Source organism: Paenibacillus sp. FSL F4-0243 (assembly GCF_037963295.1).
GTDB lineage: Bacteria > Bacillota > Bacilli > Paenibacillales > Paenibacillaceae > Paenibacillus_AQ.
The window spans coordinates 5081880-5108588 of sequence record NZ_CP150151.1 but is presented as its reverse complement, the minus strand read 5'-3'; the positions used below and the strand labels follow the sequence as shown (position 1 = coordinate 5108588).

Sequence of the window (26709 nt, the reverse complement as noted above, 5' to 3'; positions counted from 1 at the left end):
TTATCCAGATAAGGAAGATCGATTGTTGGATGAGAAGCAGAGGATAGCACGCAAGGCTGTAGAGATGATTCAGGAAGGCGATGCTATTCTGCTGGATGCTGGAACCACAACGCTACAGATTGCCAAAGAGCTGAGGGCTTTTTCTAATATCAAAGTCATTACGAATTCGATTATGGCGCTTAATGAACTGCGGGATTGTCGCAATATAGAAGTCTCGATTACAGGCGGAATGTTGCGGCCGGATACATTGGCTTTTGTAGGACCGATGACAGAGCGCTCTTTAGAGATGGTAAGAGTTGATAAAACCTTTCTTGCAACCAACGGATTAGACTTACGAGAAGGAATCACTACACCTAATATGCTTGAAGCAGCGACCAAACGTAAGATGATTTCGGTTGCGAAGCAAGTAATTCTTCTGGCTGATCATAGCAAGCTCGGTCAAGTATCCTTCTGTAAGGTTGCCGACGTGACGGAAATGGATCACTGCATTATTGATTCTGGTGCGTCAGATAAGTTCATCCGTGAGATTACGCAAATGGGCGTAGATTTCTCGCTGGTATGACCTTTAGGTGGAGGATGTTCTACGGTTAGAAAATGTCTTAATTTGAGTGGTATGGAATCATTGTAAGATCGTTTGGAGAAATTACATTTGCCGCATGTTTAGCCGGTAATCTATGGCTTAGAAAACCAAAATAATTGAGGGATAATTATGATCTATACAGTAACGCTTAATCCTTCCATCGATTACATCGTGGAAGTTGAAGATTTGAGACTAGGTGGCTTAAACCGGATGAAACGTGATTTGAAGCTTCCTGGAGGTAAAGGGATCAACGTATCACGCGTGTTAAATCAACTTGAGGTTCAGAATAAAGCTATAGGCTTCCTTGGTGGATTCACTGGACGATATATTGAGGAATGGTTGCGGAAAGAGTCGATTTTAAGTGATTTCGTATTTGTTTCTGATGATACCCGAATTAATATCAAGCTTAAGCATGGGGAGGAAACGGAGATTAATGGTGCAGGGCCCGTCATCCGAGATACGGAGGCAGAGGCATTATTACAGAAGATGGCTGTTCTGAATGCAGGCGATGTTGTGATATTGTCCGGAAGTGTTCCTCCTTCACTGGGTGCTGATTTCTATGACAAGTTGATATCTGTATGCAAGCAAAGAGGGGCCGAATTTGTCATTGATACTACAGGTTCAGCGCTGAAAAAGGCACTCCCTCATCAGCCGTTGCTCGTTAAGCCTAATCATCATGAGCTTGCAGAGCTATTCGGCGTTACGATACAGACTAAGGAAGAGATTATTACTTATGGCCGCAAGCTGCTCGAAGCTGGCGCGAAGCATGTGTTAGTTTCAATGGCTGGTGAAGGTGCCTTGTTCATTACGGAACAGGGGGTATATCACGCCAATGCTCCAAAAGGAGCAGTAAAAAATTCTGTAGGCGCAGGCGATTCTATGATCGCTGGATTCGTTGGCACATTTTCTTTGACTGGAGATTTAATGGAAGCTTTCCGTGCAGGTGTTGCCTCAGGTAGCGCAACAGCTTTCTCTGATGACCTGGCAGATAGAGCATTCATTGAGCAGCTGAGACCGCTGATCAACATCTCAGAAGTGTAAGCTAACAGCATTCAAAGTACTCAAGGGAGTTGGAAGATATGAGAATTACGGATTTGATGATAAAAGATACAATGATTATGGATTTAAAAGCAACCACTAAGGAAGGTGCAATTGATGAATTGATTGCCAGTCTTGCCGCAAGTGGTCGTATCAATGATTCTGTTCTATTTAAAGAGATGATCCTCAAGCGTGAAGAGCAGTCCAGTACTGGGATTGGTGGCGGTATCGCAATGCCACATGCCAAGACTAAAGCGGTGAATGAAGCGACCGTTGTGTTTGCCAAGAGTGCGACGGGCGTCGAATTCGAATCGCTTGATGATGAGCCGGCTCGGATCTTCTTTATGATTGCCGCCCCAGAAGGAGCGGGCAACATGCATCTTCGTACATTGGCCTCGCTGTCCAGACTGTTGATCGATAGCGAATTCATTGAACAGCTGATGAATACCCGAACGCCAGATGAGGTATCCGCCTTGTTCGATGCGAAGCAGGCGGAAGGAGAAGCCAAGGAGAAAGAGAGCGAAGCTGCTGAAGCTGTCAAGAAGTCAGAACCTGAAAAGCTAATCGTCGGCAACCCGGATTCCCAAGCATTCGTCGTAGCTGTTACTGCTTGTCCTACTGGAATTGCGCATACCTTTATGGCTGAAGATGCGCTCAAGAAGAAGGCTCTGGAAATGGGTGTTAATATCCGTGTAGAGACAAATGGTTCAGAAGGTGCCAAAAATGTCTTAACACCCGATGAGATTCGGCGTGCAAGTGGTGTAATTGTGGCAGCAGATAAACAAGTGGAAATGGCCCGTTTTGATGGTAAGCCAGTACTGCAAAGACCGGTTAGTGACGGTATTCGCAAATCGGAAGAGCTCATTCGCAAAGCAATGAACGGCGATGCACCGATTTACCATAATGAAGGTCGTAGTGGTAATGAAGGAGAGTCGAAAGAGAAGTCCGGCAGTATCGGGAGTAAAATATACAAGGACTTAATGAACGGTATCTCCCACATGCTGCCGTTTGTAGTCGGCGGTGGTATTCTGCTGGCGATCTCCTTCCTGATTGAACAAGTCGGTGGAGAGAATCACCCTCTGTTCCAACTGCTGCAGACGATTGGTGGCGGTGATGGTGCCTTCCATTTCCTAATTCCGGTTCTTGCTGGATTTATTGCGATTAGTATTGGTGACCGTCCAGCCCTGATGCCAGGTATGGTTGGCGGTTACATGGCCTTGAATTCCAACGCTGGATTCCTCGGCGGTCTGGCTGCAGGTTTCTTGGCTGGTTATGTTGTTATCGGTCTGCGCAAACTGTTTGCAGGTCTGCCAAAAACGCTCGACGGATTAAAGCCGATTCTGTTATATCCGGTATTTGGTCTATTGATAACCGGTGGATTGATGTATTACCTGTTCGATCCGATCTTTAGCTGGATGAACGTAGGACTCATTAATTGGCTTAACGATCTTGGAACCGTTAATGCAGTAATTCTGGGTCTCGTTCTCGGTGGAATGATGGCTATTGATATGGGAGGTCCTTTCAATAAAGCGGCCTACACTTTTGCCATCGGGGTATTCACTACCAGTGGAAATACTAACGGATTCATGATGGCGGCTGTAATGGCAGGCGGTATGGTTCCTCCACTTGCAATAGCGCTGGCTACTACCTTCTTCAAGAACAAATTTACAGAATCAGAACGTAAATCAGGGTTAACAAACTATGTATTGGGCTTATCGTTCATTACAGAAGGGGCGATTCCATTCGCCGCTGCCGATCCACTGCGTGTCCTGACTTCTTGTATCCTAGGTTCAGCTGTAGCTGGTGGTCTCACTCAGTTTTGGAATATCAACGTTCCAGCACCGCATGGTGGGATCTTTGTAGCCGCGCTTTCGAGTCATGCGTTGTTGTTCCTATTGGCCGTTCTGATCGGATCTGTTATTTCCGGATTAATGCTCGGATTATGGAAGAAACCTCTTGAGGCAAAGTAATAAAATAAATAATTTGAACTGCTGGGTGCCAGACGCTTCTTCTGGTGCTCGGCAGTTTTTTTGAAATATAAGAATTTTTATACTTACGCTAAAAACTATTCTTCTATTTTTCGCAGAAAAGATCATCGTCCCTAAGAGGAAGCCGAAGGCGTTCTTCTTACCTAAACTTTGACCACGTATGCCCCTCAACCCTAGCAAGAATAATCTCCTTCATTGAGGTTTATTTTTGTATAATTGAAAATATATATAACAAGAGGGCAAAGGAGCGAGCGAGATGATACTGCACAAGGGGGAAGTCTTGTTCCGTCAAGGGGACAGCTGCGAATTCTTATATAAGGTGAAAAATGGGCTGTTCAAGGTAACAAGGCTTCATGAAAATGGGAACATGGTGTTGTTCAACATCTTGTATCCTGGTGAGATGGTTCCCCATCATTCACTCATTTCGCCAAAGGAGGCGCATGGAACAGCGGTTGCGATGATGAAGAGCGAGGTGGAGGCAGTTCCTTCAGCGGAATGGTATCAACAGGTACGGGATGAGCCAGGTCGAGCGATGGAGATCGCTATCCTTCTTCAGGAGAAGGTACGGTTTATGCAGACTCGGCTTGATCACCTTACTGTTGGAACACCCGCAGAACGTATGGAGCTCTTAACCCGTTGGTTCAATGACTACTCTCATGGCGCAGCGCTAACAGAGCTTTTGACACAGGAAGAAATTGGACAATTGATCGGTGTGAGACGCGAAACAGTCAATCGTTTGTTGCGTACCGTGGAGTGATTCCTGCCTATTTTTATAACGAAGTGTTTAGAGTAGGGGATCTCCGTGGTATAATGTATTCAGAACTTATTAAATTACAGAAAGGATCAGGATACCATGTGTCCCCGAAGGACGATTCCCCAAAGGACGATTTGGAAACGTTATGATCTGTCTTATACTTAGCTTCCCTGTAGAAGGTGCGTGAACCGTTGTTACTCGACGAACCGCCTCTGCGAGGGGAAGGAGTATATATATGCGAAGGAGCAATACCTCCGGTTTTACCCGTCGTAGAGGTTGGTGGGACGTTTAGCCGCCATATACGATAAGGGGAGACCTGTATGAGGAACCACAATTACGGAGTGAATGTACTGCTCCGGTTGACAGTCATTTTGTTTGGAACATTTTTGCTTGCATTTGCTTATTATCACATCAATTTTCAGAACCATTTGTCTGAGGGCGGATTCGTAGGATTATCGCTACTCGGCAAATATGTATTAGGAATTTCACCTTCAATTTCAACTCTGCTTCTAGACGTTCCAGTACTCTTGATTGCATGGATGTTCAAAGGGAAAGCGTTCGTGTGTAACACCTTTGTTTCTGTAGGAGCTTTTACAATCTTTTACGGACTCATGGAACGTTATTCCGGTTTGGTCATCAACTTGCAGGGCAACTTGGCATTAGCAGCCCTTTTGTCTGGCGTACTGACAGGTTTAGGCGCGGGAATTATTCTGCGAAGCGGCGGCGCAAGTGGTGGAGACGATATTTTGTCGCTGCTGATCAGTGAATGGAAGGGAATTAAAGTAGGTACAGTATTCATCATGTTGGACGTAGTCGTTCTGGCATTATCACTCTTTTATATGCCTGTTAGAGAAACGATGTATACGGTGATGGCGGTAGTTGTCGCAGGTTATGTGATCACCTTTACAACCTCTTTAGGCAAACCAAAGTTAGTGAAGGCGCCAAAGATTCAGTCTACGCTGCGTAAACCGCATGATGGTACGGTAATGTGAATAAGGCTGTATAAACAGCTTATTTCGGGGATATACTACATTTAAGGTCAGCCAGAATTTCTGGTTGACTTTTTTTTGTTGGATAAGTGACGTAATTAAAAGGGTTGAAGATCTCAGGGGCGTTGCTTGGACGTTTCGCTCATAACAAAAGGTGGCGTACAGTGAAAATCCTGTGCGCCACCTTTTAGTTAATTTAAGACTCTCTTGTGCTCGTCTTTGAATCGTGTAGAGAAATTTGCGACCAGCTTGCCCTTTTATTTAGCCCACGGCATTCGTGATAGCTTCGCATTCGTCCGAGCAATGACCACTGTGCTGTGCTTCACAGTCCTCACAGCAAATATGCTGAAGATGGCAAGCATCGTTGGCGCAGTTGATGAATTGGTCAGCTGGCTGACCGCAGTGATGGCAACGTCCGACAATGATATCCCCGTCGGTATGATTAATCTGTACGGAGATCCGCTCATCGAAGACATAACATTTTCCATCGAACAGTTCTCCCTGTACCTCAGGGTCTTTACCATAAGTCACAATGCCGCCATCCAGCTGGTACACCTGCTGGAAGCCTTCCTTCATCATAAACCCGCTTAATTTCTCGCAGCGGATTCCACCTGTACAGTAGGTTAGAATTGGTTTATCTTTTAGCTCGCTCATATTCTCGCGAATCCAGTCCGGGAATTCTTTGAAGCTGTCTACTTCAGGGCGGATGGAACCGCGGAAATGACCAAGATCGAATTCGTAGCCGGTACGACCATCCAGAATTACCACATCATCGCGCTGCATCATTTCATAGAAATCTTTAGGCGCCAGATGCTCTCCGGTGATCACGTTAGGGTCCAGTTCATCCTCGACCCGGAACGTCACGAGTTCCTTTTTATAACGAACGAAGATCTTTTTGAAGGCATGACCATCAGCCTCATCGATCTTGAAGACGATATCGCTAAACAGCGGATTTGCGCGCAAATCCTTCATGTATTGCTCGGTTTGGGCAATCGTACCGGACAGTGTCCCGTTAATGCCCTCATCTGAGATGAGAATTCGTCCCTTTACGTCAAGCTCTTTGCAGTAAGCCAAATGCTCCTGAGCGAATTGTTCGGCATCAGGCACTTTTACAAATTTATAGTATAGCAGAATTGCATATTCCGATTGTGGTTTCATTCTTTTCACCTTTATCATTAGAATTAGACTACTAAATAAACGTTTAAGTATAAAAAGTATTGTAACATATTATCAAGACTTGAAAAAGATACTCTTGATTGGGTAATGGTTGAAACTTGGATATTAGTAAGAAAAACAGCGCAATGAATATGTCTGAATCATCATACCTATGGGGGATTAGTCTGCGAAGTGGCGGCGCGAGTGGATAAGACGGTATTTTGTCGCTGCTGATCAGTGGATGTAGTCGTTTTGTCGGCTGGGATAACCTGCATTTTTCGGGGATACTACGATTAAGGTCAGCCAGAATGTTGGTTGACTTTTTTTGCTGGATATAGGCGAATAACATGGATAGTTATGATTGGCGAAACCGTGAATCACAACGCGCGTATTAATTTTCATTCGAAGAGTCACATGGTGACTTTAATAATAAGGAGGAACTGCGGGATGAGTGCTCACGAGATTGATTATGTCATTATGGGCGAGGAAATTCAGTGTGTGGAGGTGCAGCTTGACCCAGGAGAGAGTGTAATTGCCGAAGCTGGAAGCTTCATGATGATGGATCAGGAAATTACGATGGAGACGATCTTTGGTGATGGTAGTGGGGGGACGCGCGGAAGCGGACTGATGGGTAAACTGATGGGTGCGGGCAAGCGTCTGTTGACAGGGGAAAGCTTGTTCATGACCGTATTCACACACAGCGGTTCTTATGGACGAAAAAGTGTCACCTTTGCTGCCCCATATCCAGGGAAAATCATCCCGCTCGATCTTCAGCAATACGCTGGAAAAGTGATCTGTCAAAAGGATTCATTCCTCTGTGCGGCGAAGGGAGTCTCGATCGGTATTGAATTTCAGCGCAAGCTGGGCACCGGATTTTTTGGTGGAGAAGGCTTTATTATGCAAAAGCTGGAGGGCGACGGTCTTGCATTTGTACACTCTGGCGGCTACGTTATGGAACGCACACTGCAGCCGGGAGAGACGCTCAAGTTGGACACAGGTTGTCTTGTCGCTATGACGTCTTCCGTGGATTATAATATTGAATTTGTAAAAGGTGTCAAAACCGCCCTATTCGGCGGAGAGGGCCTGTTCTTCGCCACACTGCGCGGACCCGGTAAGGTGTGGGTGCAGTCACTGCCATTCAGCCGTATGGCTGACCGCATTCTGTCCGCAGCTGGTAACAGCGGACGCAAAGAAGAAGGCAGCGTACTTGGGGGACTCGGCAATCTGCTGGATGGCAGATAGCTTTGGGCGAGGTTGATGGGTAGAACTTTCGAGGCAGAGAATGAGCGGTTTTAGGGAGTGGGCTTATTAGGGGGAGACAAGGGCAGAAGTACCCTTGTCTTGTGCGTGTTGGCCCGAATAGAGCGAAAGAGGGGCAAAAATGCCCTGGATTTGTGGGAATTGGCCCAAATGGAGTGAAAGAAGGGTAAAAATGCCCTGGATTTCTGGGAAATGGCCCAAATGGAGCGAAAGAGGGGTAAAAATGCCCTAGATTTCTGGGAATTGTCCCAAATGAAGTGAAAGAAGGGTAAAAATGCCCTAGATTTCTGGGAATTAGCCCGAATAGAGCGAAAGAGGGGTAAAAATGCCCTGGATTTGCACGGATTGAGTGGATCCGGCCAAATGAACGGTATAAATCCCGTAGAATGGGCCGGATTGAGCGAATCCAGCCAAAAGAACGGTATAAATCCCGTAGAAATGGCCGGATTGAGTGAATCCAGCCAAAAGAACGGTATAAATCCCGTAGAAATGGCCGGATTGAGCGGATCCAGCCAAAAGAACGGCATAAATCCCGTAGAAATGGCTGGATCCAATTCTAATTGCTTCAGCAAAACATTGGTTACTTATGTTCGATGTGATATCACCATTCGACGTTTGTATTATCGACTCTGTGATGTTCACCGCTACTGTATCTGCAACTAACTATATAGTGAGACCCGTGAATGATTATGCTCATTCACGGGTCTTTTTTTAGAGGTTGGGCTTGGGATAGTTTAATTCATAACCATTATATATCTGCCTCACGTTACGCTTGGCGAACTGCCTAGCTTTACGCTGATGATCTATCGCTCAATCCCCTTAACAATTTGACTAACCCTGTCCGCGATGTATATATTATTTGGCAAAGCCCTTATAAGAGGTTGTTCAAAAAGTCCGCTTTTGATCACGAAGTATTCCAAGAAGATTATTCGACATCGAATATTGAATTCAGGCGAAACTTCCGGTGCTCACGTAGCTTCCACTACGCTCCGCTCCTCAGTTTCTACCTTCATCCAATCTTCTCGGTGCTGAAAACCGTACTTTTTGAACACGTACTATAATGTTAAGGCTGTGACCGGAGGCATGATATGTTCAAAATATTTATTATAGAAGATGACCGTGGACTGGTGGCTCTGCTGCAGGATTATTTACATAAGTTTGGATATGAAACACAGGCTGTGAATGATTTTGAGCGGGTTCGTGCTCAGTTTGAGACGTTCGCTCCGCACCTGGTTCTTTTAGATGTTAATTTGCCAAAATACGATGGGTATTACTGGTGCCGCCAGATTCGTGGGATTTCCACCTGCCCTATCCTTTTTATATCTGCCCGCGATGGCAAAATGGATCAGGTGATGGCGCTGGAGAACGGAGCCGACGATTATATTACGAAGCCCTTTGATTACGAAATTGCGATGGCCAAAATTAAAAGCCAGCTGCGACGCGCCTACGGTACCTATGCGGGAAGCAACAATGAGCGTACTCTAACCGTTGCCGGAATGGCACTTGATGTGGAGCGACTAGTCCTTACGCGAGGAGAAGCTAAGGTGGATTTAAGTCACACGGAAGCCAAGATACTAGATGAGCTGATGCAAAAGTCGGGAACTATCGTTACCCGCGACAGACTGCTCGAAAAAATCTGGGATGATCAAGCCTTTGTGGATGAGAATACGCTTAATGTCTATGTCACCCGTGTACGTAAAAAGCTTGCCGCTCTTGAGATTACGGACGGTCTACAAACCGTTCGAGGTCAAGGCTACCGCTTGATTCCGAATTGGGGGGATGAGGATTGAAGCTATTTTTAAGGGAGCAGATCCCTTTAATTGTTGTCTATCTAGCACAGCTCATCTTGATCACACTAGTATATCGGCTGGATGGGGGCAGTGGTGTGAGTGTTAGTCTGTATGCTGCTCTTCTCAGCACTTGTCTGCTGCTTGGCTACCTCGCTTATCGGTATATCAGCAATCGTACGTTCTATGAACGTCTGGAGACTGTACCCACCTCTCTAGATGAAGCTGGTGGTCCATCACAGGATTCTCCGCTTGCCGTGAGTTTACGAGGACTACTAGGGTCACAATTCCGCCTCTACAAAAATGATTTGCACAGCTACCGCCACAAGCTGGAGGAACATATTCACTTTATTAATCAGTGGGTGCATGGGATGAAGACGCCATTGTCTGTCATCCATTTGATGATTCAAGATAAAGACGGACCGCCTTTTACGGCGATAGGTGATGAACTGGATCGTCTGAAAAAAGGACTGGACACTGTACTTTATACGGCTCGGCTAGATACTTTTGAGCATGATTTTTACGTGGAACGTTTGGATTTGGAAACCCTCGTACGTAGTGTGACCTCAGAGCAGAAGCGTCTGTTCATACGTAACCGTATATTTCCTACTATTAAAATAGATGAGCGAATCGCCGTAACCACAGATGAGAAATGGCTAAGTTTTGTGCTTACGCAAATTATTACGAATGCAATACGTTATACGACGGAAGTCGGCAAACATGTATATTTCCATGGGTACATACAAGAAGAAAAGAGAGCAGTACTGGAGATACGAGATGAAGGAGTTGGCATCCCAGCAGGTGATCTGCCGCGTGTGTTTGATCCTTATTTTACAGGTGTGAATGGACGAATATTTCAAGAATCCACGGGGATGGGTCTATATCTTGTGAAACAGATCTGCGGAAAACTTGGTCACGAGGTGAGCATTTGCTCAGAAGAAGGTAAGGGCACGACCGTGCGGATAGTGTTTAGGGAGTCCTACCTTACAAAAATGTAAGGTCATTGTAAGTTAGAGAAATGGCAGCCTGTGTATACACTTTGTATAATGAAGGCAATCCAGTCGAAAGAAGGAGAGGTAACACTTGCCCATTCTAGATGTTCATAATTTATCAAAAATATATGAGGGTAAAGTGTCCACTCAGGCATTGAATCATATCCGTTTTTCTGTTGAAAAGGGGGAGTTTGTTGGCATAATGGGACCTTCGGGGAGTGGGAAAACAACACTGCTCAACACGATCGCCACCATCGACCAGCCGACCTCCGGTCAGATTCTGATCAACGGCCGAGATCCCAATCTGCTTAGCAGACAAGAAAAGGCACTCTTTCGCCGCCATGAGCTTGGTTTCGTCTTTCAGCATTTCAATCTGCTGGATACGCTCACTGTAGAGGAGAACATTGTGCTGCCTCTCACGCTTGCTGGTGTCCGTGTTACGGAAATGGAGAGCAGATTGAAAGAAGTAGCAAGTATGCTGGACATTGAGCATTTGCTGCAAAAACGGACATACGAGATTTCAGGTGGACAGATGCAGCGGACCGCCATCGCCCGGGCGATGATTCATCGTCCTTCATTGATTTTAGCAGATGAGCCTACAGGGAATCTGGATTCCAAAGCTTCAGGTGAAGTCATGAATATGCTGACAGAGGTGAATCAGGAAGAAGGGGCAACCGTGCTGATGGTCACACATGACGCAGTGGCTGCGAGCTTTTGTAACCGAGTCATCTTTATTAAAGACGGACGTTTCTATAGTGAAATGTACAGGGGGAGCAGTAGAGGCGCCTTCTTCCAAAGTATCATTGATATGTTGTCTCTGCTTGGGGGAACTAGCCATGACCTTTCGGCAATTCGCTTATAGGAATGTTACACGTAACAAGCGTAAATATGCGGCTTATTTTGTCGTCAGTGCTTTTTCAGTGATGATCTTTTTTGTGTGCGCATTGTTTATTTACCATCCGGATATTTCTAAGAGCTTGGTTTATAGTACTGCAGCTCATACAATGATGGCGGCAGAAGCCATTATTTATGTGTTTTGCTCCTTGTTCGTTCTTGTATCGGTCGGATCATTCCTGCAGTCACGTAAGATGGAGTTTGGGATTTTATTGATGCATGGAATGACGAAGCGACAGCTGAACATGATGGTATTTTTGGAAAATATGATGATCGGCACCTCTGCCATCCTGACAGGTACTTTACTAGGGTTAATTCTGGGTAAGTTGTTTTTGATGATCGGATCTACTTTTCTAGGAATACCTCTTTTAACGTTTCATCTTCCATGGCAGGCGCTTGTACTAACGATATGTAGCTTTGCGCTGTTATTTATTCTAATCTCGCTAAGCACGTTCTTCTTTATTGGGAATGAATCACTGATGCGGCTGTTTCAGGGAGAACGAAAAGCAGAAGAGGAACCTAAAGTTTCCCTGGTGTTATCTATACTGTCTGCTTTATTGCTGTTAACGGGCTATTTTATGGCAGCTACAGCACAAGCGGCTTCGGTTGAAAAGGTGATGTTCCCCGTCGTTATAATTACGGTTGCGGGTACCTATCTCTTTTATACTCAGCTCAGTATTTACACTGTTAAACTACTTAAGACGATCCGGCGCCTGTATTGGAACCACACGAATATCATTACTTTATCGGGCTTGTCTTACCGCTGGAAAGAGAATGCCCGAATGTTCTTTATGGTGACGATTGTATCCGCAGTATCTTTTACTTCAGTGGGAGTATTCGCATCGATCCATACGCTTTCCAGAGAGTTGAAATTGGACTATCCCGCAGCAGTTGGTTATGTAGCCAAAGGCAATCAATTGCAGGATCCTTTTGATCAGCATTTGGACGAAATTAAGGAAGAGCTTACAACGCTCGGTTTACCCTATGAGACACTTAGTATTCCGATTAAATACGCAGAGGTGGAATCTCAGACCGGGCCAGATCGCACGTTAAGGCTTCCCTTGATTGCTTACAGTGATTATAAGCTTGCTCTGCTTCGTGCAGGGTTTACGACGGATGAGCAGCCTCTAAGTAGAGATGAAGGACTGGTGATGATCGGTTCGCAACGAGACAGGAGTCTGCAAGCGGGTAGAGTAAAGCCGGTATATACCTTGAAGCAAGGTCTTTCCATTCGAGAAATGGGTTATACCCAGCATGTTCCGATTGCCGAATATCTATTGCCGGAGCTGGATGGAAGGGATGGGGGAGATTTCAGTGGTGTTGTGATTAGCGATGAGCTTTACAAGGCTATTCATCCCGTACAGACCGATTTGTATACAGGATTTTACATGGATGATTTCCCGCGAACAGTAGGTATAGCGGCGGATCTTGCTCATAAAGGGAAACGGTCCTATGAAAGTAACTCGCCATACGCGATTGTTGTTAGCGGCACGCTGTTTGAAATACAAAGAACATTGTACAACACGATGCTATTCGCTTCTTTACTGGTGGGTACTGTATTTTTCATTGCAGCAGGCAGCTTCCTTTACTTCCGGCTGTATACAGATCTAGATCATGATCGCCATCAATATTCTACATTGTCCAAAATGGGACTTACAGATCAAGAGCTAAACCGAATTGTAACGATACAATTGTCGTTGTTGTTTTTTGTTCCGGTTGGGGTAGCCATTTTGCATAGTGTGTTTGCCTTTATTGCGCTTCAGCGGTTGTTTTACTTATCTATTGCTGTGGAGACCGGGGCGGTGTTATTGGGATATTTGGCTGTCCAGGGACTTTACTTCTTTTTTATTCGCAGCCGTTATTTACGCAACTTGAAGAAGAACTTGATCTGAATAATGGGGGTTACAAAATGCAAGCATGGATTACAGATTTTATGGAGCAGTTTGGTTACTTTGGTATTTTCCTGATGCTCGCTTTTGAAAATATATTTCCACCGATTCCTTCCGAAGTAATCCTTCCTTTTGGCGGATTCATGACAACCACAACGAATTTGACCATTCCTGGTGTAATTATTGCTGCTACGCTTGGCTCACTGCTGGGTGCAGTGATTCTCTATTATATCGGTCGTTTGTTGGATGTAAATCGCTTGGAAAAGATCGTTGAACGCTGGGGCGGCCTACTCCGAATTAGCAAAAAGGACATCCACAAGGCTGACGCTTGGTTTGACAAATATGGCTATTGGACCGTATTATTTTGTCGGATGGTTCCACTAGTGCGTAGTTTGATTTCGATCCCTGCAGGGATGTCGGGCATGAAATTTGGAGTGTTTATGATCTTCACAACGATTGGTACGCTGGGATGGAATCTATTGCTGGTGCTTATTGGTGCGGCATTGGGTGAGTCCTGGGAAGACATCGCCATGTATATGGATATGTACTCCAACGTAGTGTACGTGCTTCTTGCAGGTGGGGTAGTGATCCTTGGGTATTTGTTCTTCCGCAAGCGCAGCCGGAAAATGAACACCGAAGGTTGAGCCGAGAAGGACTTATAGTTAAAAGTTATGATTAAAAGGAGGAGAACAAATGGAGCTATTAACGATTATTAAAGCTATTATTTTGGGGATTGTTGAAGGATTGACTGAATTTGCTCCGGTATCCTCCACAGGTCATATGATTATTGTTGATGATATGTGGTTAAAATCGACAGAGTTATTTGGACAATATACGGCCAATACGTTCAAAGTGGTTATACAGCTGGGGTCAATATTAGCAGTTGTAGTTATTTTTAGAAATAGGTTCATTGAATTGCTGGGCTTAAAGCGCTTCAGCCGCAAGCAGTTGGATCCTGTAACCGAGCAACAACCACAGCTTGAAAAAGGCGGCCACCTTAAGCTTACACAGGTGCTTGTAGGTTTAGTGCCAGCAGGCGTGCTGGGGGTTCTGTTTAATGATTATATTGACGAGCATTTATTCTCTACATCCACCGTGTTAATCGGTCTAGTAGTCGGTGCTGTATTAATGATTATTGCGGATCTATTCGGACCAAAGAAGATTCAAACGGAGAGTGTCGATCAGATTACATATAAGCAGGCGCTAGGTGTTGGTCTGGTCCAGTGCTTCTCCTTGTGGCCGGGATTTTCTCGTTCCGGGTCGACGATTTCTGGTGGTGTTCTTCTGGGTATGAGTCATCGCGCTGCTGCTGATTTCACGTTTATTATGGCTGTTCCAATCATGGCAGGCGCCAGTTTACTCTCACTGATGAAGAACTGGCAATATTTCACCATCGATGCCCTGCCGTTCTTCATTGCAGGCTTTATCAGTGCCTTTGTATTTGCACTATTATCAATGCGTTTCTTCTTGAAATTGATCAACCGGATTAAGCTTTTACCATTTGCTATATATCGCATAGTACTTGCTGCAGTAGTATATTTCGTGTTTTTCTAAATCCGTTATAAGGAATCGATATAACAGAAGCCCCCGTAATCTATTGCAGATGACGGGGGCTTTCACGTATGATGACATCAGATTTAAGACACTCACTTTATCCTTATAATTCTCGCATAAACGCTTACCGTCCTTAAAAAGATGCTGATGGCGTTTTAGCTTGACAATATCGGAGACAGGTGCTTGCCGGAAATTAGTAATTCGGTAGGCTTAATAGGGAAATTCGGTTTGAAGCCGATGCGGTCCCGCCACTGTAACGGAAGAGTCCATAGCAACATATGTCACTGGCAATTTACTACTGCTGGGAAGACTGCTAAGGATGCTGACACCGCTAGCCAGGAGACCTGCCTGTTTCAACAGCACTGCTTCACCTACGGAGGATAGGAAGGTGTTAGACGTTAACCATAGGTATATTATGGGCGTCTTTCCCTTTGACTTTTTTAGGGAAGGGCGCTCTTTTTTAAAGGAATACAAGTGATATCGAGTCCAAAATAAGAAGATGGAGAAGGGGAGCTGCAAAGTGACGAACAAAGTAAAAGTAAGCAATCTTGGCTATCCAAGAATCGGAAAAAACCGCGAGTGGAAGAAAACGTTGGAAGCCTTCTGGGCGGGAAAAATAAATGAGGAAGCGTTCCGTACTGAAATGACAGGAATTCAGCTTCAGCATTTGAAGACTCAGCAGGAGGCAGGAATTGATTTAATTCCGGTAAATGATTTTACGTTCTACGATCATGTGCTAGATACAGCTGTAATGTTCGGGATCGTACCTCCACGTTATGCGTATGATGGTGGCGATATTGGGCTTGATCTTTATTTTGCGATGGCTAGAGGAAATGCTGAGGCTACCGCTTGCGAGATGACTAAATGGTTCAATACGAACTATCATTACATCGTTCCAGAGATCGGTGCACAAACGCCGCGTCTGACCGAGAATAAACCATTGGCTGCTTATCGTTTTGCCAAGTCCCAAGCGGGAATTGAGGGTAAACCTGTGGTTTTAGGCCTTTATACATTCCTTAAGTTGTCAAAAGGATTTGCATCTGCGGATATTGCGAAGATTGCTGCTCGGTTTCTTCCGGTTTACGTTCAGCTGTTGCAGGAACTGAAGCAAGAAGGAGTAAGCTGGGTACAAATTGATGAACCAGCGATTGTTACAGGAATTAATGAATCAGAATTATCCTTACTTAACTCGATTTACACAGAAATTGCTGAATCCGTGCCTGGATTAAATATTATTCTGCAGACTTACTTTGAAGCTGCTGAACCGCTGGAGGCACTGTTCAAGCTTCCGGTACAAGGTTTAGGTCTTGATTTTGTCCATGATGGCGGGACGAACCTGGCATCGATTGAACGTCTTGGCTGGCCTGAGGATAAGTGGCTGGGAGCGGGTATTATTGACGGACGCAACATCTGGCGCTCGGATCTGGATGCTAAGCTGCAGCTAATCGAGAAGCTGAGTGTACATGTACCGCTTGACCGTCTTCTTCTACAGCCTTCTTGCAGTTTGCTGCATGTTCCGGTTACTGTTCAGGGTGAGGTGAAGCTGAAGGCCACCGTTAAGGCTGCTTTAGCTTTTGCTGATGAGAAGCTTAGAGAGCTTGGCCTGCTTGCTGCAGCCTTAGAGGGTACAGCAGAAGCTGCTGCTGCGTTGACAGCCAGTCGTGAAGCCCTTACTGCCTTCCGTGCACTTCCTGAACGCGGTCGTAAGGATGTGGCCGAGCAAGTTCTCGGACTTACAGATTTACCAGACCAACGTAGCCTACCTTTTGCTGAACGCCTGAAGGTGCAGCAGGAGAAGTGGCAGCTGCCACTTCTGCCAACGACAACAATCGGAAGCTTTCCACAGACTGTAGAAGTGCGCCAGGCAAGGTTGAAATGGCGTAAAGGCGTATGGAATCAAGAGCGTTACGACGGGTTCGTTCGTGAGCAGATTGCAGATGCAATCACTTTCCAAGAAAAGCTGGGTCTGGATGTACTCGTGCATGGTGAGTTCGAAAGAACCGATATGGTGGAGTTTTTCGGTGAGAAGTTGGATGGTTACTTATTTACTAGCAATGGCTGGGTTCAATCCTACGGATCACGCTGCGTTAAGCCACCAGTTATTTATGCGGATATAGCTTTTATCCAGCCTATGACTGTAAAAGAAAGCGTCTATGCTCAGTCGTTAACTTCCCTTCCTGTTAAAGGCATGTTGACTGGTCCTGTTACAATTCTCAATTGGTCTTTTGTACGTGATGATCTTAGTCGGGAAGCAGTAGCGAATCAAATTGCCTTAGCGCTCCGTCATGAAGTTAAAGCTTTGGAGGATGCAGGCATAGAGATGATTCAAGTAGATGAACCGGCTATCCGTGAAGGACTTCCTTTGAAGGCTGAAGATCATGAGGCATACTTGAATTGGGCGGTGAAGTCGTTCCGTATCGCGACGAATCATGTGAAGGCTACGACACAAATTCATACCCACATGTGCTATAGCGAATTTAATGACATGATAGACTCCATTTCAGCGATGGATGCAGATGTTATCTCTATTGAGACTTCACGTAGCCATGGGGAACTGATCGTTAGCTTTGAGGAGCAGGCGTATGATAAAGGAATTGGTCTTGGTGTATATGATATCCATAGTCCACGGGTTCCTGCAGTAGAAGAGATGACAGCTAATATTGATCGTGCGCTGCGGGTGCTTGATCCTGAACAGTTCTGGATTAATCCGGATTGCGGTCTTAAGACACGTGGCTGGCAGGAGACAGAAGATGCACTTCGTAACATGGTAAAGGCTGCCGCTATTGCAAGAGAAAATGCAGGAGTTAGTGCTTCCAAATAACATAAGAGGTATACAATAAATCATAGCCGGGGAATTTCTCCCTGGCTTTTTATTTCAGCCACTTGATAATAATTCTCATTCTTGATAGAATGAGAAAAGAAAAGAAGGAACCGTGGAGGGTCCCTTCAAATCATCACCTTATTTGCTTTCGAAAGTCTTGCAATCTGTTTCTTCTGCACGTGTAGGTTCTTGGGAGCTGTGGAAAGCTACAAAGATAGAATCAGCACTGCATTTGTTCTCTTCTGCCCAGTGGGTGCAGGAGTTAACTTCGCAAATTACGTCTTTTGCCATGAGGGTACACCTCCCCTTTTAGTAATAGACAGCATTATTAAAAAACTTCTCTGTTCAACAAGGTGGAGCTTGTCCGAACAGAACCGTGTTCTGCCCTCATTCATTATGAATAGAGGGTTTTTTGGTATTTTTTTACGTGTTTAGACGTGGTAATTGTACCAAATAAAGTGCTTGTAAGCAAATGGGTTATTCGATAACAGAAATGTGACAAAGTTATACAAAAAATTATAAAAAAGCACAAAAGATACTTATTACTTACATACCTAAAAATAGAAAATAATTCTAAATATCTATATTATTACAAGAATTATATGGTAATATTTTCGATAGGGAACGGCCGCTCCTAATCTGAAATATTGGAGGATGAAGATGTTGAAAAAGTTATTACTATTCCCTTTTGCCTTAATGCTCATCTTGTGCTTACCTATTTATGCAGGTGCAGAAGGTGTACATAATGACCAAGCTCCTCAAATAAGTGAATCAGAAATCATAAAAGTCTACAAAGCCTCAGCTACGGGATTGTCAGAAATTTCAGTAGAGGAGTACAATGAAATTCTTGCACAAGGTCAAGCTTTAGAAGCTGCTAAAGAGGGGCTGATACCAAGTATACCCCTGTTCATAACGGACTCTTCCTTTGATGACGCTTCTGTAATTGCACCTAGAGATGCTTATCAAACAACGATATACTCCTACCAACAAAATGGTTATGTCTCATATGTCACTAGAAGTGGTTTGACTAGAAGAATCTCTCAGCCTGTATATAATAGTGCTTCTGCAAATTCGTTGTTAAACATTAGCTATTCAGTATCTCAAGGCTATATCGCGAATACAAGCTTTGGTGTAACCGCAAAACAAACAGCTGTAAGTACTGGTATTACTGGTGGCTCATCATGGTCTAATACTTATGGTGGCAGTAACACGACAACTGCATCAGTGAATCCTTACAATTATGCTTGGATGGAATACACGCCGATTATGAATAACTCATTTGGTGTGATTACGGAGAAGACCTATGCCAATGTTCAGGGTTCTTCAGTTCTTGTAGGCACTACTAGTTATGATGTTGATATTTACATTGCGAGATTATTAAGCGGTTCGTTACCAGATGGCGTATATGCCATTAAACAAAGCGCTTCTAACCCAGGTTGATTTTTGCTTGAAAAATAACAGCTTAAACTAAAAGAGTTGCAGAAATGCGACTCTTTTTTTTATTTAGAGAACATAATTCATAAGAAACTGTACACAATTCCATTTTTCAGTGCAACCTTCCAAGTTTTGGAACGTCTTAGTAAAGAGTGACGGAAGAGATCTGCTTAGAACAAGACATTCCGTAACGATATTATGATCCGTGCAAGCGGTATCTATTACATTTTTGGAGGAATGAGAATGCGCAAATGGGGTCTGCATTACTTATGTTTATTAATTCTTACGGTAGTCTTGGCGGGTTGTGGCTCAGCGGATAGAAATTCAGCGGCAGATAGTTTGGCAAAAGAAAATGGTAGTACGAGTAACGACGCAGCAGTAGAGGTACAATCGCAAAGCTCGATGGCCTCAACAGCGGATCAAAGCACTTCGGCAGCTCCTGAGGCAGAAGCAACTGGCAGCGAGAATATGGCTGTAAAGGGCTCCACATCAGAAAATACAGATCAAGCAAGTGCGGGATTTACTGGTAGCGATGTAGTAGCGGGCTTGAACAAGAAGCTGATCTATAAAGCGAATCTTAACATGGAAGTAGAAGACTATGGAAAAGCACAGACTGAAATACGTAATTTAGTAACCATGGCCAATGGATATATTATTGAGTTTAATGAAAATATGTCGCAGTACGAGCAAGGCGGGACGTTTATCCTTAAGGTGCCTGCCTCCGGATTCTCACCTTTTCTGAATAAATTAGAACAAGTAAAACACGAATCTCTACAGCGCAGCATTCAAGGTCAAGATGTCTCAGAAGAGTATGTTGATCTGGAGTCACGTTTGAAGGCAAAACAGCTAATGGAAGCACAATATACAGAGTTTATGAAAAAAGCGACGAAATCCACTGATCTGGTCGCCTTCGCGAACGAGCTTGGTTCGATTCAAGAAAGCATTGAGCAGATTAAAGGTAGAATGCGTTATATCAATCAGAATGTATCCTTTTCTACGGTAGAATTGAGAGTGTATCAGACGGATGAAAGTATTGCTGTCAAAGAGAAGAAGGAGCAAGGGCCGTTACTGGAACGTGCTTCAGATGCTCTAAACGGAAGCTTAAATGCACTATCTGTGATGTTTCAGTGGATTGTCGTTATCCTTGCAGGAGCGTTACCGATACTTATCGGGGCTGCCATTATTTTAGCTATTGTATTAGTTTCCCGTAAAAATATCCGCGAGCGTCGGGAGCAGCAGACCGAGAGAATTCGTCAGCGAAATAAGGAGCTGAACAGAGAGCAAGCCATCCCTGCGGCAACAGAGCCTAAGGAGGCAGTTTCAGAGGATAATTCGAAGGCTAATAAGGACTCAGAGGACTCAAAGAAAGAATAGACCTACAAGCATAAGAATAATGTATAACGTGAAACTTATACTTTCTTATATTTTAAGAGAAAAAAACGGTTGTCATCCTAAAAGGACGACAACCGTTTTTTTTATGTGCTGAGGATTGATGTTTAGGCAGGCTGGAAGAGTATGCGATACTCCCCGTATCCTTCCTTCTCCAAATCCTCTTTCGGTACAAATCGTAGCGCCGCCGAATTTATGCAATAGCGTAAACCGTTTTCTCCGGGACCATCGTCAAAGACATGGCCTAGATGGGAATCCGCTACTTTGCTGCGAACTTCTGTCCGAACCATCAAATGGCTGAGATCCGTCTTTTCCTTCACAGCGTAGTCCCGGATCGGACGAGTGAAGCTTGGCCAGCCGCAACCGGAATCGTATTTATCCTGCGAGCTGAATAACGGTTCGCCAGATACGATGTCTACATAAATACCATCTCCATGGTGATCCCAAAAATCATTCCGGAAAGGAGATTCTGTTGCACTGTTCTGAGTGACTTCATATTGAAGAGGGGTTAAACGTTCTTTCAAACTTTGTTTGTCCTCTTTATGTGTCCAGTGGGTTTCGATAAAATCCTCTCGGCCAGAACCTTTGCGATAACGTTTGTAGTGGCCTGGATTCTTATGATGGTAACCTTGATGATATTCTTCGGCAGGAAAGAAGGTGGCTGCCGGGAGAATCGGGGTTACGATCGGACTAGAGAACCGACCGCTTGCTTGCAGAGCTGCCTTGGAAGCTTCTGCTTGTTCTTTTTGTTCCTCCGAATGGGTAAAGATTGCTGTTCCGTAAGAAGTCCCGCGATCATGGAATTGTCCACCTGCGTCGGTAGGGTCAATTTGCTGCCAGAACAGCTCAAGTAACTTGCTATAAGGGAAAATATCTGGGTTGAACGTAATTTGTACAGCTTCAACATGTCCTGTCGTTTCAGAACAAACCTCTTCATAAGTTGGGTTCACTGTATGACCGCCGGTATAGCCAGAGACGACACTAATGATACCTGGCAATTCTTCGAACGGCGAGACCATGCACCAGAAGCATCCACCTGCAAAGGTTGCTTTTTCTGTCTTGGTATTTATATGGTTAGTCTGATGTTCACTCATTGATATCCCTCCATTCACATAATGCAATTAAATAGATCACAATTTAATTATAAAGCAAATACTAACTGCCTGCCAGTTTGTAACCGATAAGTTCTTTCGCTATCGGTTATTCTTCGCTTCTTGAGAGCGCGGACGCAAGCTCAGTCCAGCGATAATTAGCACAGCGACATAGGCGATGATGGCAATAATCGCACTTACAGGGTCCTGGAACAGATGATCCCCGAGGAAAGCGTATAATGCAATCCCCGGTATTTTTCCTATGCCGGAAGCTGCAATATAGCTCCAAAAAGGCAGACCAGCTGCTCCAGCGTAGATGTTAACAGCTGTTTGGGGAATGATAGGCACGAGTCGTGCTAGGACAATCGAAGCGAAAGGTCGCCGCTCAATGCCTACTGTGAACTTTTCGAGTGCGGGAATAGAGGCTAAATAAGCTCTCGCTTGGCTTTGAAACAAGTACTTCACAACGCCAAAAAGGATTGCGGCAGCCAAATTTGTAGCTAGCCAGCAAATCAAGGCACCCGCTAAACTTCCGTATGCATAACCGAAGAATCCGATGACAGCTTTATAAGGGACAACTGGAAACAGGGCCAGTAAAGTTGCAATCCCTATAGAACTGAAAAGATTATGATCCTCTTTCATCCAGCTTAGGATGTCATATCTGTAGATAAACGCAAGGATTGTACCCGAAACATAAAGAATAATCGAGAACCATTTCTTCATAGATAATATGCCCCTTCTTCCACTCATTCATCTCATCATACGGGATAAAGAATAAATATTGAAGTAAAGATCAATTGTCAGAGAAGGAGAAGCAGGTATAATAGCATTTGTAGAGAACAAAGAGAAAAGAACGATATATTGAAGTGTTAAGAGGGGGATGGATCAGTGATTGCACCTGAACGTAAAAGAGTCGCCATAATAGGAATCGGCAATATAGCCCGCAAAGTATATTTACCACTGCTCTCTCAGCATGATTATGCCGAGGTAGTTGGTGTTCTTAGTCATTCACCGACAACGGTAGAGCAGGCCGTTCATACCTACCGTTTTCCTAAAGGGACGACTAATCTGGAAGAGCTGTTATCTTGGGATCTGGATGCAGTATTTGTACATAGCCCAACAACTACTCATTATGATATAGTAACAAAATGTCTCGAACGTGGGATTTCGGTATATGTAGATAAACCACTTTCCTATGATCTAGAAGAGTCCAGAAGGATGGCAGAGCTAGCACAAGATAAGGGGCTTTTGCTAGGAGTGGGCTTTAATCGCCGTTTTGCCCCAATGTATGTCACCGCCAAGCAATGGCTTGAGGAAGTCGGTGGAATTAGTCATTGCAATGCGATTAAACATCGAACGAAGCTTCAAACAGGAAGCAGCCGCGAAACCGTGCATGATGATCTGATCCATCTGCTTGACCTGCTGTTGTGGTTGTGCGGAGATCATTATGAACTGCTTCGTAGTCATCTTCACTCTAGTGGAGAAGGTCGTCTGCTGCAGGCATCTGGAATGTTGGGCTGGAAGCATAGCGCAGTAGGGATGTACAGCATGGTTCGTCAAGCTGGAGTGAATCTGGAGAAGCTTGAGCTGCACGGAAATGGCAGATCGGTGGAAGTAATGGATCTGGACAAGGCCATTCTTTATGAAAAGGATGCCTTACCGCATATTCAAGGCTTTGGAAGCTGGGATACTATACTCGATAGAAGAGGTTTTAGTGGAGTGGTCAATAATTTTCTTAGCAACATAAATACACCAGAGCTTTGCAGCATTGCTGCTTCAGCGGTACTGCCTAGTCATATGCTGGCGGCACAGCTTGCTGAATGAGGTCTCTGAGAAAGGAGAAGAATATATGGAGGATAACCGTAAATTAGTGGAGGAACAGATCATCGAAAGCTATAAACGCGAAGAAGAGATGATGATTCTTGTATTCGCTCAGTGGTGTGTAAATAATGGACTCGATCCACATGCTCTATACTTGCAGGCTTATCCGCAGCAGGAAGGGAATGAAGCCTTGCGTCAGGCACTTGCCCTCACGGTTTCCGCGGAGGAAGCGGGGGACATTTCTGATGACACCGTTCTGGGTGTACTTTCGCTTTTTGGAAATGATGACTTGGCACAAATCGTAACTGAAGCGATTGCTCAAAGGGGATCTTAAGGACCTGTGGGGGATTGACATTGGGGATATAATAATAGAGTCAGATGAACTTTTTTAGGTAAACGATGTTCATCATGGTTAAAATGTGTTAATATTATATATACTAACTAATAGTAAGTTTCGCTAGTGAGAGGTGAGAACAATGGAAGAACATCAATTTGCGATGTGTCCCAGATTTGAGACAGCCTTCTCTTTCTTAGGCAAACGTTGGAATGGACTTATTATTCAGACATTGATGAGTGGACCGAAGCGTTTTAAAGATATCTCCGGCCTCATTCCTTCAATGAGCGATAAGATGCTGTCCGAGCGGATGAAGGATTTGGAAGGTGAGGGTATCCTGGTTAGGCATGTATACCCAGAAACACCCGTACGTATTGAGTACGAATTAACAGACAAAGGCCGTGCATTGCAGCCTGTTATGCAGCAGATTCAGTCTTGGGCTGAGAGCTGGGTAGACTAAAATTCACAGTGATGTTGTGGCCCTTTTTCCGGAATGGTGGAAAAGGGGCTTTTCAATTTCTAAATATTAGACAGTGACAGTTTTGTTCCAATCCTTTATGCTTGAAAAAAACTTGCACAGTTTAAAAATAATTGTAATATAATAGAAAAACATTGTATGATCCTTGAATGGAAGCGCTCGCGTATTGGTTTTTGCTCAAATCTACTCAGCTGGAGTACAGGCATAGCAAAACTATTAGGAGGCGAGGGAGATGAAGACGAAGACGACCCTGTTTTCCCGGGAAATAACGTATGGAAAAAAGGATGTTGCTGAGCTAGAGAACGCTTCTATCAAAGTACAGCTCATCTATGACAAGACGTTGTTCATGCTGCATAGCCATCTTCCTGATTCCTTATGGGATGCGTGGATTGGCGTGCCTTACAGCATTATCTCTTCACTCTACAAAGGAAACAATGATAGTGGGACTATTTTTCAAAAATGGATTCAAAGTCCGACAGGTTGGAAGTGTATTGGTTGTGAACGGCACTGTCTGGAGTCCACGGAACCTCCACAAGATGTAAATGTGGCGAATCATGGGCGACAATATAAGTTTCATAACGGCATTCGCCAGAGTATGGTGCTTCAAGCCTTAATTTGGTCCATGTACGAGAATACCGTATTATTCAAACCCTTTTTAGGCGACGAGCCTTTTTTTGACGATGATGATTTGCATACGATATCCTCTTATTTCGTTCCAACTTATCTTAATGAATTCCACCTTATTGAGCGGTCTAAGCCATGTAAAGAATACAAAGATCAGAATATACGAGTCTTTCAGGAATGGATTTCCGCACCTGATCTTGTCCTTAAATGGAATGGTGGCTTGACGGAAGGCAGATGGATGACCGGTGTTTATATGGATCACTCCCGTTTTGCCGGATTGGGACCTTATTTGAAGGATTCAAAGGGACAGCGGACGTATATGCAGGCTTATGTGCAATAAAGTGAGTTGAAAAAGCACCTTTGTAGGCAAAGGTGCTTTTTTGCGTTTACTTTGCATGTACATCAATCTCCAATTTCGTTCAAAAATAAGATACAATTTCCGTGCGTACAATCACAAGTCAAAGTTCCTTTCAGGGTTAAGGTGAAGAAGTGGATAAGATTTATTCAGAACCTAATCCCATAACCTAATCCCATAACCCAAGGAGGAGCTATAATGGAAACTAAACAACTTAATGATAGTATTTCGGATTCGAAGCAAGCACAATCGGTACAAGCTGGTTTTACCCCAGATGCACTAGTGAGAGATATTGTATTACAGTTCCCTAAAGCGGCAGATTATTTCAAAGCAAAACGGATTGATTTCTGTTGCGGTGGAGCTAAACCTCTTGCTGAAGCAGCTGCTGAGCGTGGTCTGGATCACGAGATAATCATCGGCGATCTAAACAAGCTGTTCGAAGAGTATCCAGTACCCCAAGAGGAAATCGCTTGGAATACTGCACCTTCAGAAGAGTTAATTGACCATATTATTAATAAACACCACCGTTATCTTCGTGAAGAGTTACCCCTCATTAGCCAAAATGTAACTAAGGTATATCGAGTGCATGGCGGAGATTCTCCCCATTTGGTGGAGTTATATAACTTGTTCAACATACTTAAGGAAGATTTACTTGAGCATACGGCTAAAGAAGAAGATGATGAGTTTCCTAAGCTGTTGACATACGCTGCTAATCCTAGTGAAGAAGGCCTGACATCGCTTCGTGAGTCATTGTCTGAGCTGGAGAGTGAGCATGATGGTGCGGGCGATATTTTGAGAAAAATACGTAGTATTACAGATGATTTCACTCCACCGGCGCATGCTTGCACGACCTATCGATTGACATATGCCCGGCTGGAAGAGCTGGAGAGTATGACTTTTGAACACGTACATTTGGAGAATAATATATTGTTCCCTAGGTTTCAGTGAAGATGAATAGTGTTCTAAAGAGTCCTTTAGGGGGCTTTTTTTATAGGGAATTATAGAATGTACAGAAATGTGGATAACTCCGTTGAAAAAGATAGAAGAAATGATCGTAAAAAATATGGGTAAGATCGATTGATGGATAGATGGATGGCAGGCAGGCGGAAGGATTGCTTAAAAGCGGACTACGAGATAGGGCTGAACGAGCAGAAAGAGGGGGATAAATCCCCCAGAATATGCGAAATGACGCCGAATGAGCAGAAAGAGGGGGATAAATCCCCCAAAATATGCGAAATGACGCCGAATGAGCAGAAAGAAGGGGATAAATCCCCCAGAATATGCGAAATGAAGCCGGATGAGCAGAAAGAGGGGGATAAATCCCCCAGAATATGCGAAATGACGCCGAATGAGCAGAAAGAAGGGGATAAATCCCCCAGAATATGTGAAATGGCACCGAGTGAGCAGAAAGAGGGGGATAAATCCCCCAGAATATGTGAAATGGCGCCGGATGAGCAGAAAGAGGGGGATAGAGGTTAGCTT

At 44.4% G+C, this 26709-nt stretch carries 26 protein-coding genes and 1 riboswitch; of the genes, 21 read left to right on the top strand and 5 right to left on the bottom strand.

The window, feature by feature from the left end; all coding sequences use genetic code 11:
- The first annotated feature begins 22 nt into the window (after positions 1-22).
- From NSS87_RS22825 to NSS87_RS22805, 5 genes are all read left to right on the top strand, one after another.
- On the top strand, positions 23-562 hold the full coding sequence (locus NSS87_RS22825) for a hypothetical protein (protein ID WP_331281445.1): 540 nt from the start codon (positions 23-25) through the stop codon (positions 560-562).
- 147 nt (positions 563-709) lie between these two features.
- On the top strand, positions 710-1621 hold the full coding sequence (gene pfkB, locus NSS87_RS22820; RefSeq protein ID WP_339242942.1) for a 1-phosphofructokinase: 912 nt from the start codon (positions 710-712) through the stop codon (positions 1619-1621).
- A gap of 38 nt (positions 1622-1659) precedes the next feature.
- The gene (locus tag NSS87_RS22815) at positions 1660-3588 is read left to right on the top strand and encodes a fructose-specific PTS transporter subunit EIIC (RefSeq protein ID WP_339242940.1); all 1929 of its coding nucleotides are present in this window, start codon (positions 1660-1662) and stop codon (positions 3586-3588) included.
- A gap of 274 nt (positions 3589-3862) precedes the next feature.
- On the top strand, positions 3863-4363 hold the full coding sequence (locus NSS87_RS22810) for a Crp/Fnr family transcriptional regulator (protein ID WP_042190595.1): 501 nt from the start codon (positions 3863-3865) through the stop codon (positions 4361-4363).
- Positions 4364-4680: 317 nt separating this feature from the next.
- Complete coding sequence (locus tag NSS87_RS22805; RefSeq protein ID WP_042190593.1) at positions 4681-5352, top strand: YitT family protein; 672 nt, start codon at positions 4681-4683, stop codon at positions 5350-5352.
- A gap of 258 nt (positions 5353-5610) precedes the next feature.
- Here the strand turns inward: NSS87_RS22805 and NSS87_RS22800 are convergent, their stop codons facing one another.
- Positions 5611-6507 carry a rhodanese-related sulfurtransferase gene (locus NSS87_RS22800; protein ID WP_042190591.1) on the bottom strand — a complete coding sequence of 299 codons (897 nt, stop codon included), beginning with the start codon at positions 6505-6507 and terminating at the stop codon, positions 5611-5613.
- A gap of 444 nt (positions 6508-6951) precedes the next feature.
- Here NSS87_RS22800 and NSS87_RS22795 point away from each other — a divergent pair, with 444 nt between their 5' ends.
- Positions 6952-7746, top strand: coding sequence for a TIGR00266 family protein (locus NSS87_RS22795; protein WP_042190589.1), 795 nt, complete (start codon positions 6952-6954; stop codon positions 7744-7746).
- A 312-nt stretch (positions 7747-8058) separates the two neighbouring features.
- Here NSS87_RS22795 and NSS87_RS22790 read toward each other — a convergent pair whose 3' ends face one another.
- Entirely contained in the window at positions 8059-8406 is a 348-nt protein-coding gene (locus tag NSS87_RS22790) for a hypothetical protein (RefSeq protein ID WP_339242936.1), read from the bottom strand.
- A 446-nt stretch (positions 8407-8852) separates the two neighbouring features.
- Between NSS87_RS22790 and NSS87_RS22785 the strand changes: the two genes are divergently transcribed.
- From NSS87_RS22785 to metE, 7 genes are all read left to right on the top strand, one after another.
- The gene (locus NSS87_RS22785; RefSeq protein WP_149646713.1) at positions 8853-9554 is read left to right on the top strand and encodes a response regulator transcription factor; all 702 of its coding nucleotides are present in this window, start codon (positions 8853-8855) and stop codon (positions 9552-9554) included.
- Positions 9551-10549, top strand: coding sequence for a sensor histidine kinase (locus tag NSS87_RS22780; RefSeq protein WP_339242934.1), 999 nt, complete (start codon positions 9551-9553; stop codon positions 10547-10549). Before NSS87_RS22785 ends, NSS87_RS22780 begins: the two co-directional genes overlap by 4 nt.
- 85 nt (positions 10550-10634) lie before the next feature.
- Entirely contained in the window at positions 10635-11405 is a 771-nt protein-coding gene (locus NSS87_RS22775) for an ABC transporter ATP-binding protein (protein ID WP_076284439.1), read from the top strand.
- The gene (locus NSS87_RS22770) at positions 11380-13329 is read left to right on the top strand and encodes an FtsX-like permease family protein (RefSeq protein ID WP_339242931.1); all 1950 of its coding nucleotides are present in this window, start codon (positions 11380-11382) and stop codon (positions 13327-13329) included. The genes NSS87_RS22775 and NSS87_RS22770 overlap by 26 nt, the downstream gene beginning before the upstream one ends.
- A 17-nt stretch (positions 13330-13346) precedes the next feature.
- The gene (locus NSS87_RS22765; RefSeq protein ID WP_042190577.1) at positions 13347-13970 is read left to right on the top strand and encodes a DedA family protein; all 624 of its coding nucleotides are present in this window, start codon (positions 13347-13349) and stop codon (positions 13968-13970) included.
- A 49-nt stretch (positions 13971-14019) separates the two neighbouring features.
- Positions 14020-14880 carry an undecaprenyl-diphosphate phosphatase gene (locus NSS87_RS22760; protein ID WP_042190575.1) on the top strand — a complete coding sequence of 287 codons (861 nt, stop codon included), beginning with the start codon at positions 14020-14022 and terminating at the stop codon, positions 14878-14880.
- Between the two features lie 160 nt (positions 14881-15040).
- A riboswitch (cobalamin riboswitch) is annotated at positions 15041-15247 on the top strand.
- 132 nt (positions 15248-15379) lie between these two features.
- A complete protein-coding gene (gene metE / locus NSS87_RS22755; protein ID WP_339242928.1) occupies positions 15380-17701 on the top strand; it encodes a 5-methyltetrahydropteroyltriglutamate--homocysteine S-methyltransferase in 2322 nt (773 codons plus the stop codon).
- Between the two features lie 138 nt (positions 17702-17839).
- Here metE and NSS87_RS22750 read toward each other — a convergent pair whose 3' ends face one another.
- A complete protein-coding gene (locus tag NSS87_RS22750) occupies positions 17840-17992 on the bottom strand; it encodes a DUF1540 domain-containing protein (RefSeq protein ID WP_076120659.1) in 153 nt (50 codons plus the stop codon).
- 369 nt (positions 17993-18361) lie between these two features.
- Here NSS87_RS22750 and NSS87_RS22745 point away from each other — a divergent pair, with 369 nt between their 5' ends.
- Both NSS87_RS22745 and NSS87_RS22740 read left to right on the top strand, forming a co-directional pair.
- Entirely contained in the window at positions 18362-19141 is a 780-nt protein-coding gene (locus NSS87_RS22745; RefSeq protein ID WP_339242926.1) for a hypothetical protein, read from the top strand.
- A gap of 237 nt (positions 19142-19378) precedes the next feature.
- On the top strand, positions 19379-20509 hold the full coding sequence (locus NSS87_RS22740; protein ID WP_052404385.1) for a DUF4349 domain-containing protein: 1131 nt from the start codon (positions 19379-19381) through the stop codon (positions 20507-20509).
- Between the two features lie 122 nt (positions 20510-20631).
- Here NSS87_RS22740 and msrA read toward each other — a convergent pair whose 3' ends face one another.
- Complete coding sequence (msrA, locus tag NSS87_RS22735; protein ID WP_339242925.1) at positions 20632-21618, bottom strand: peptide-methionine (S)-S-oxide reductase MsrA; 987 nt, start codon at positions 21616-21618, stop codon at positions 20632-20634.
- A 99-nt stretch (positions 21619-21717) separates the two neighbouring features.
- Positions 21718-22338, bottom strand: a complete 621-nt coding sequence (locus tag NSS87_RS22730) for a VTT domain-containing protein (protein ID WP_339242923.1) — start codon at positions 22336-22338, stop codon at positions 21718-21720.
- A 165-nt stretch (positions 22339-22503) separates the two neighbouring features.
- Here NSS87_RS22730 and NSS87_RS22725 point away from each other — a divergent pair, with 165 nt between their 5' ends.
- The 6 genes from NSS87_RS22725 to NSS87_RS22700 all read left to right on the top strand — a co-directional run bounded on the left by NSS87_RS22725 (position 22504) and on the right by NSS87_RS22700 (position 26706).
- Positions 22504-23439 (top strand): Gfo/Idh/MocA family oxidoreductase, encoded by a 936-nt coding sequence (locus tag NSS87_RS22725; RefSeq protein ID WP_339242921.1) that lies wholly within the window; start codon positions 22504-22506, stop codon positions 23437-23439.
- 25 nt (positions 23440-23464) lie between these two features.
- Complete coding sequence (locus NSS87_RS22720) at positions 23465-23770, top strand: hypothetical protein (RefSeq protein ID WP_339242919.1); 306 nt, start codon at positions 23465-23467, stop codon at positions 23768-23770.
- Between the two features lie 142 nt (positions 23771-23912).
- The gene (locus NSS87_RS22715; protein WP_042129916.1) at positions 23913-24230 is read left to right on the top strand and encodes a helix-turn-helix domain-containing protein; all 318 of its coding nucleotides are present in this window, start codon (positions 23913-23915) and stop codon (positions 24228-24230) included.
- Positions 24231-24480: 250 nt separating this feature from the next.
- Positions 24481-25212, top strand: a complete 732-nt coding sequence (locus tag NSS87_RS22710) for a hypothetical protein (RefSeq protein WP_339242916.1) — start codon at positions 24481-24483, stop codon at positions 25210-25212.
- Positions 25213-25425: 213 nt separating this feature from the next.
- Entirely contained in the window at positions 25426-26175 is a 750-nt protein-coding gene (gene ric / locus NSS87_RS22705; RefSeq protein WP_339242915.1) for an iron-sulfur cluster repair di-iron protein, read from the top strand.
- Positions 26176-26304: 129 nt separating this feature from the next.
- Positions 26305-26706, top strand: a complete 402-nt coding sequence (locus tag NSS87_RS22700; RefSeq protein ID WP_339242913.1) for a hypothetical protein — start codon at positions 26305-26307, stop codon at positions 26704-26706.
- The last annotated feature ends 3 nt before the right edge of the window (positions 26707-26709 follow it).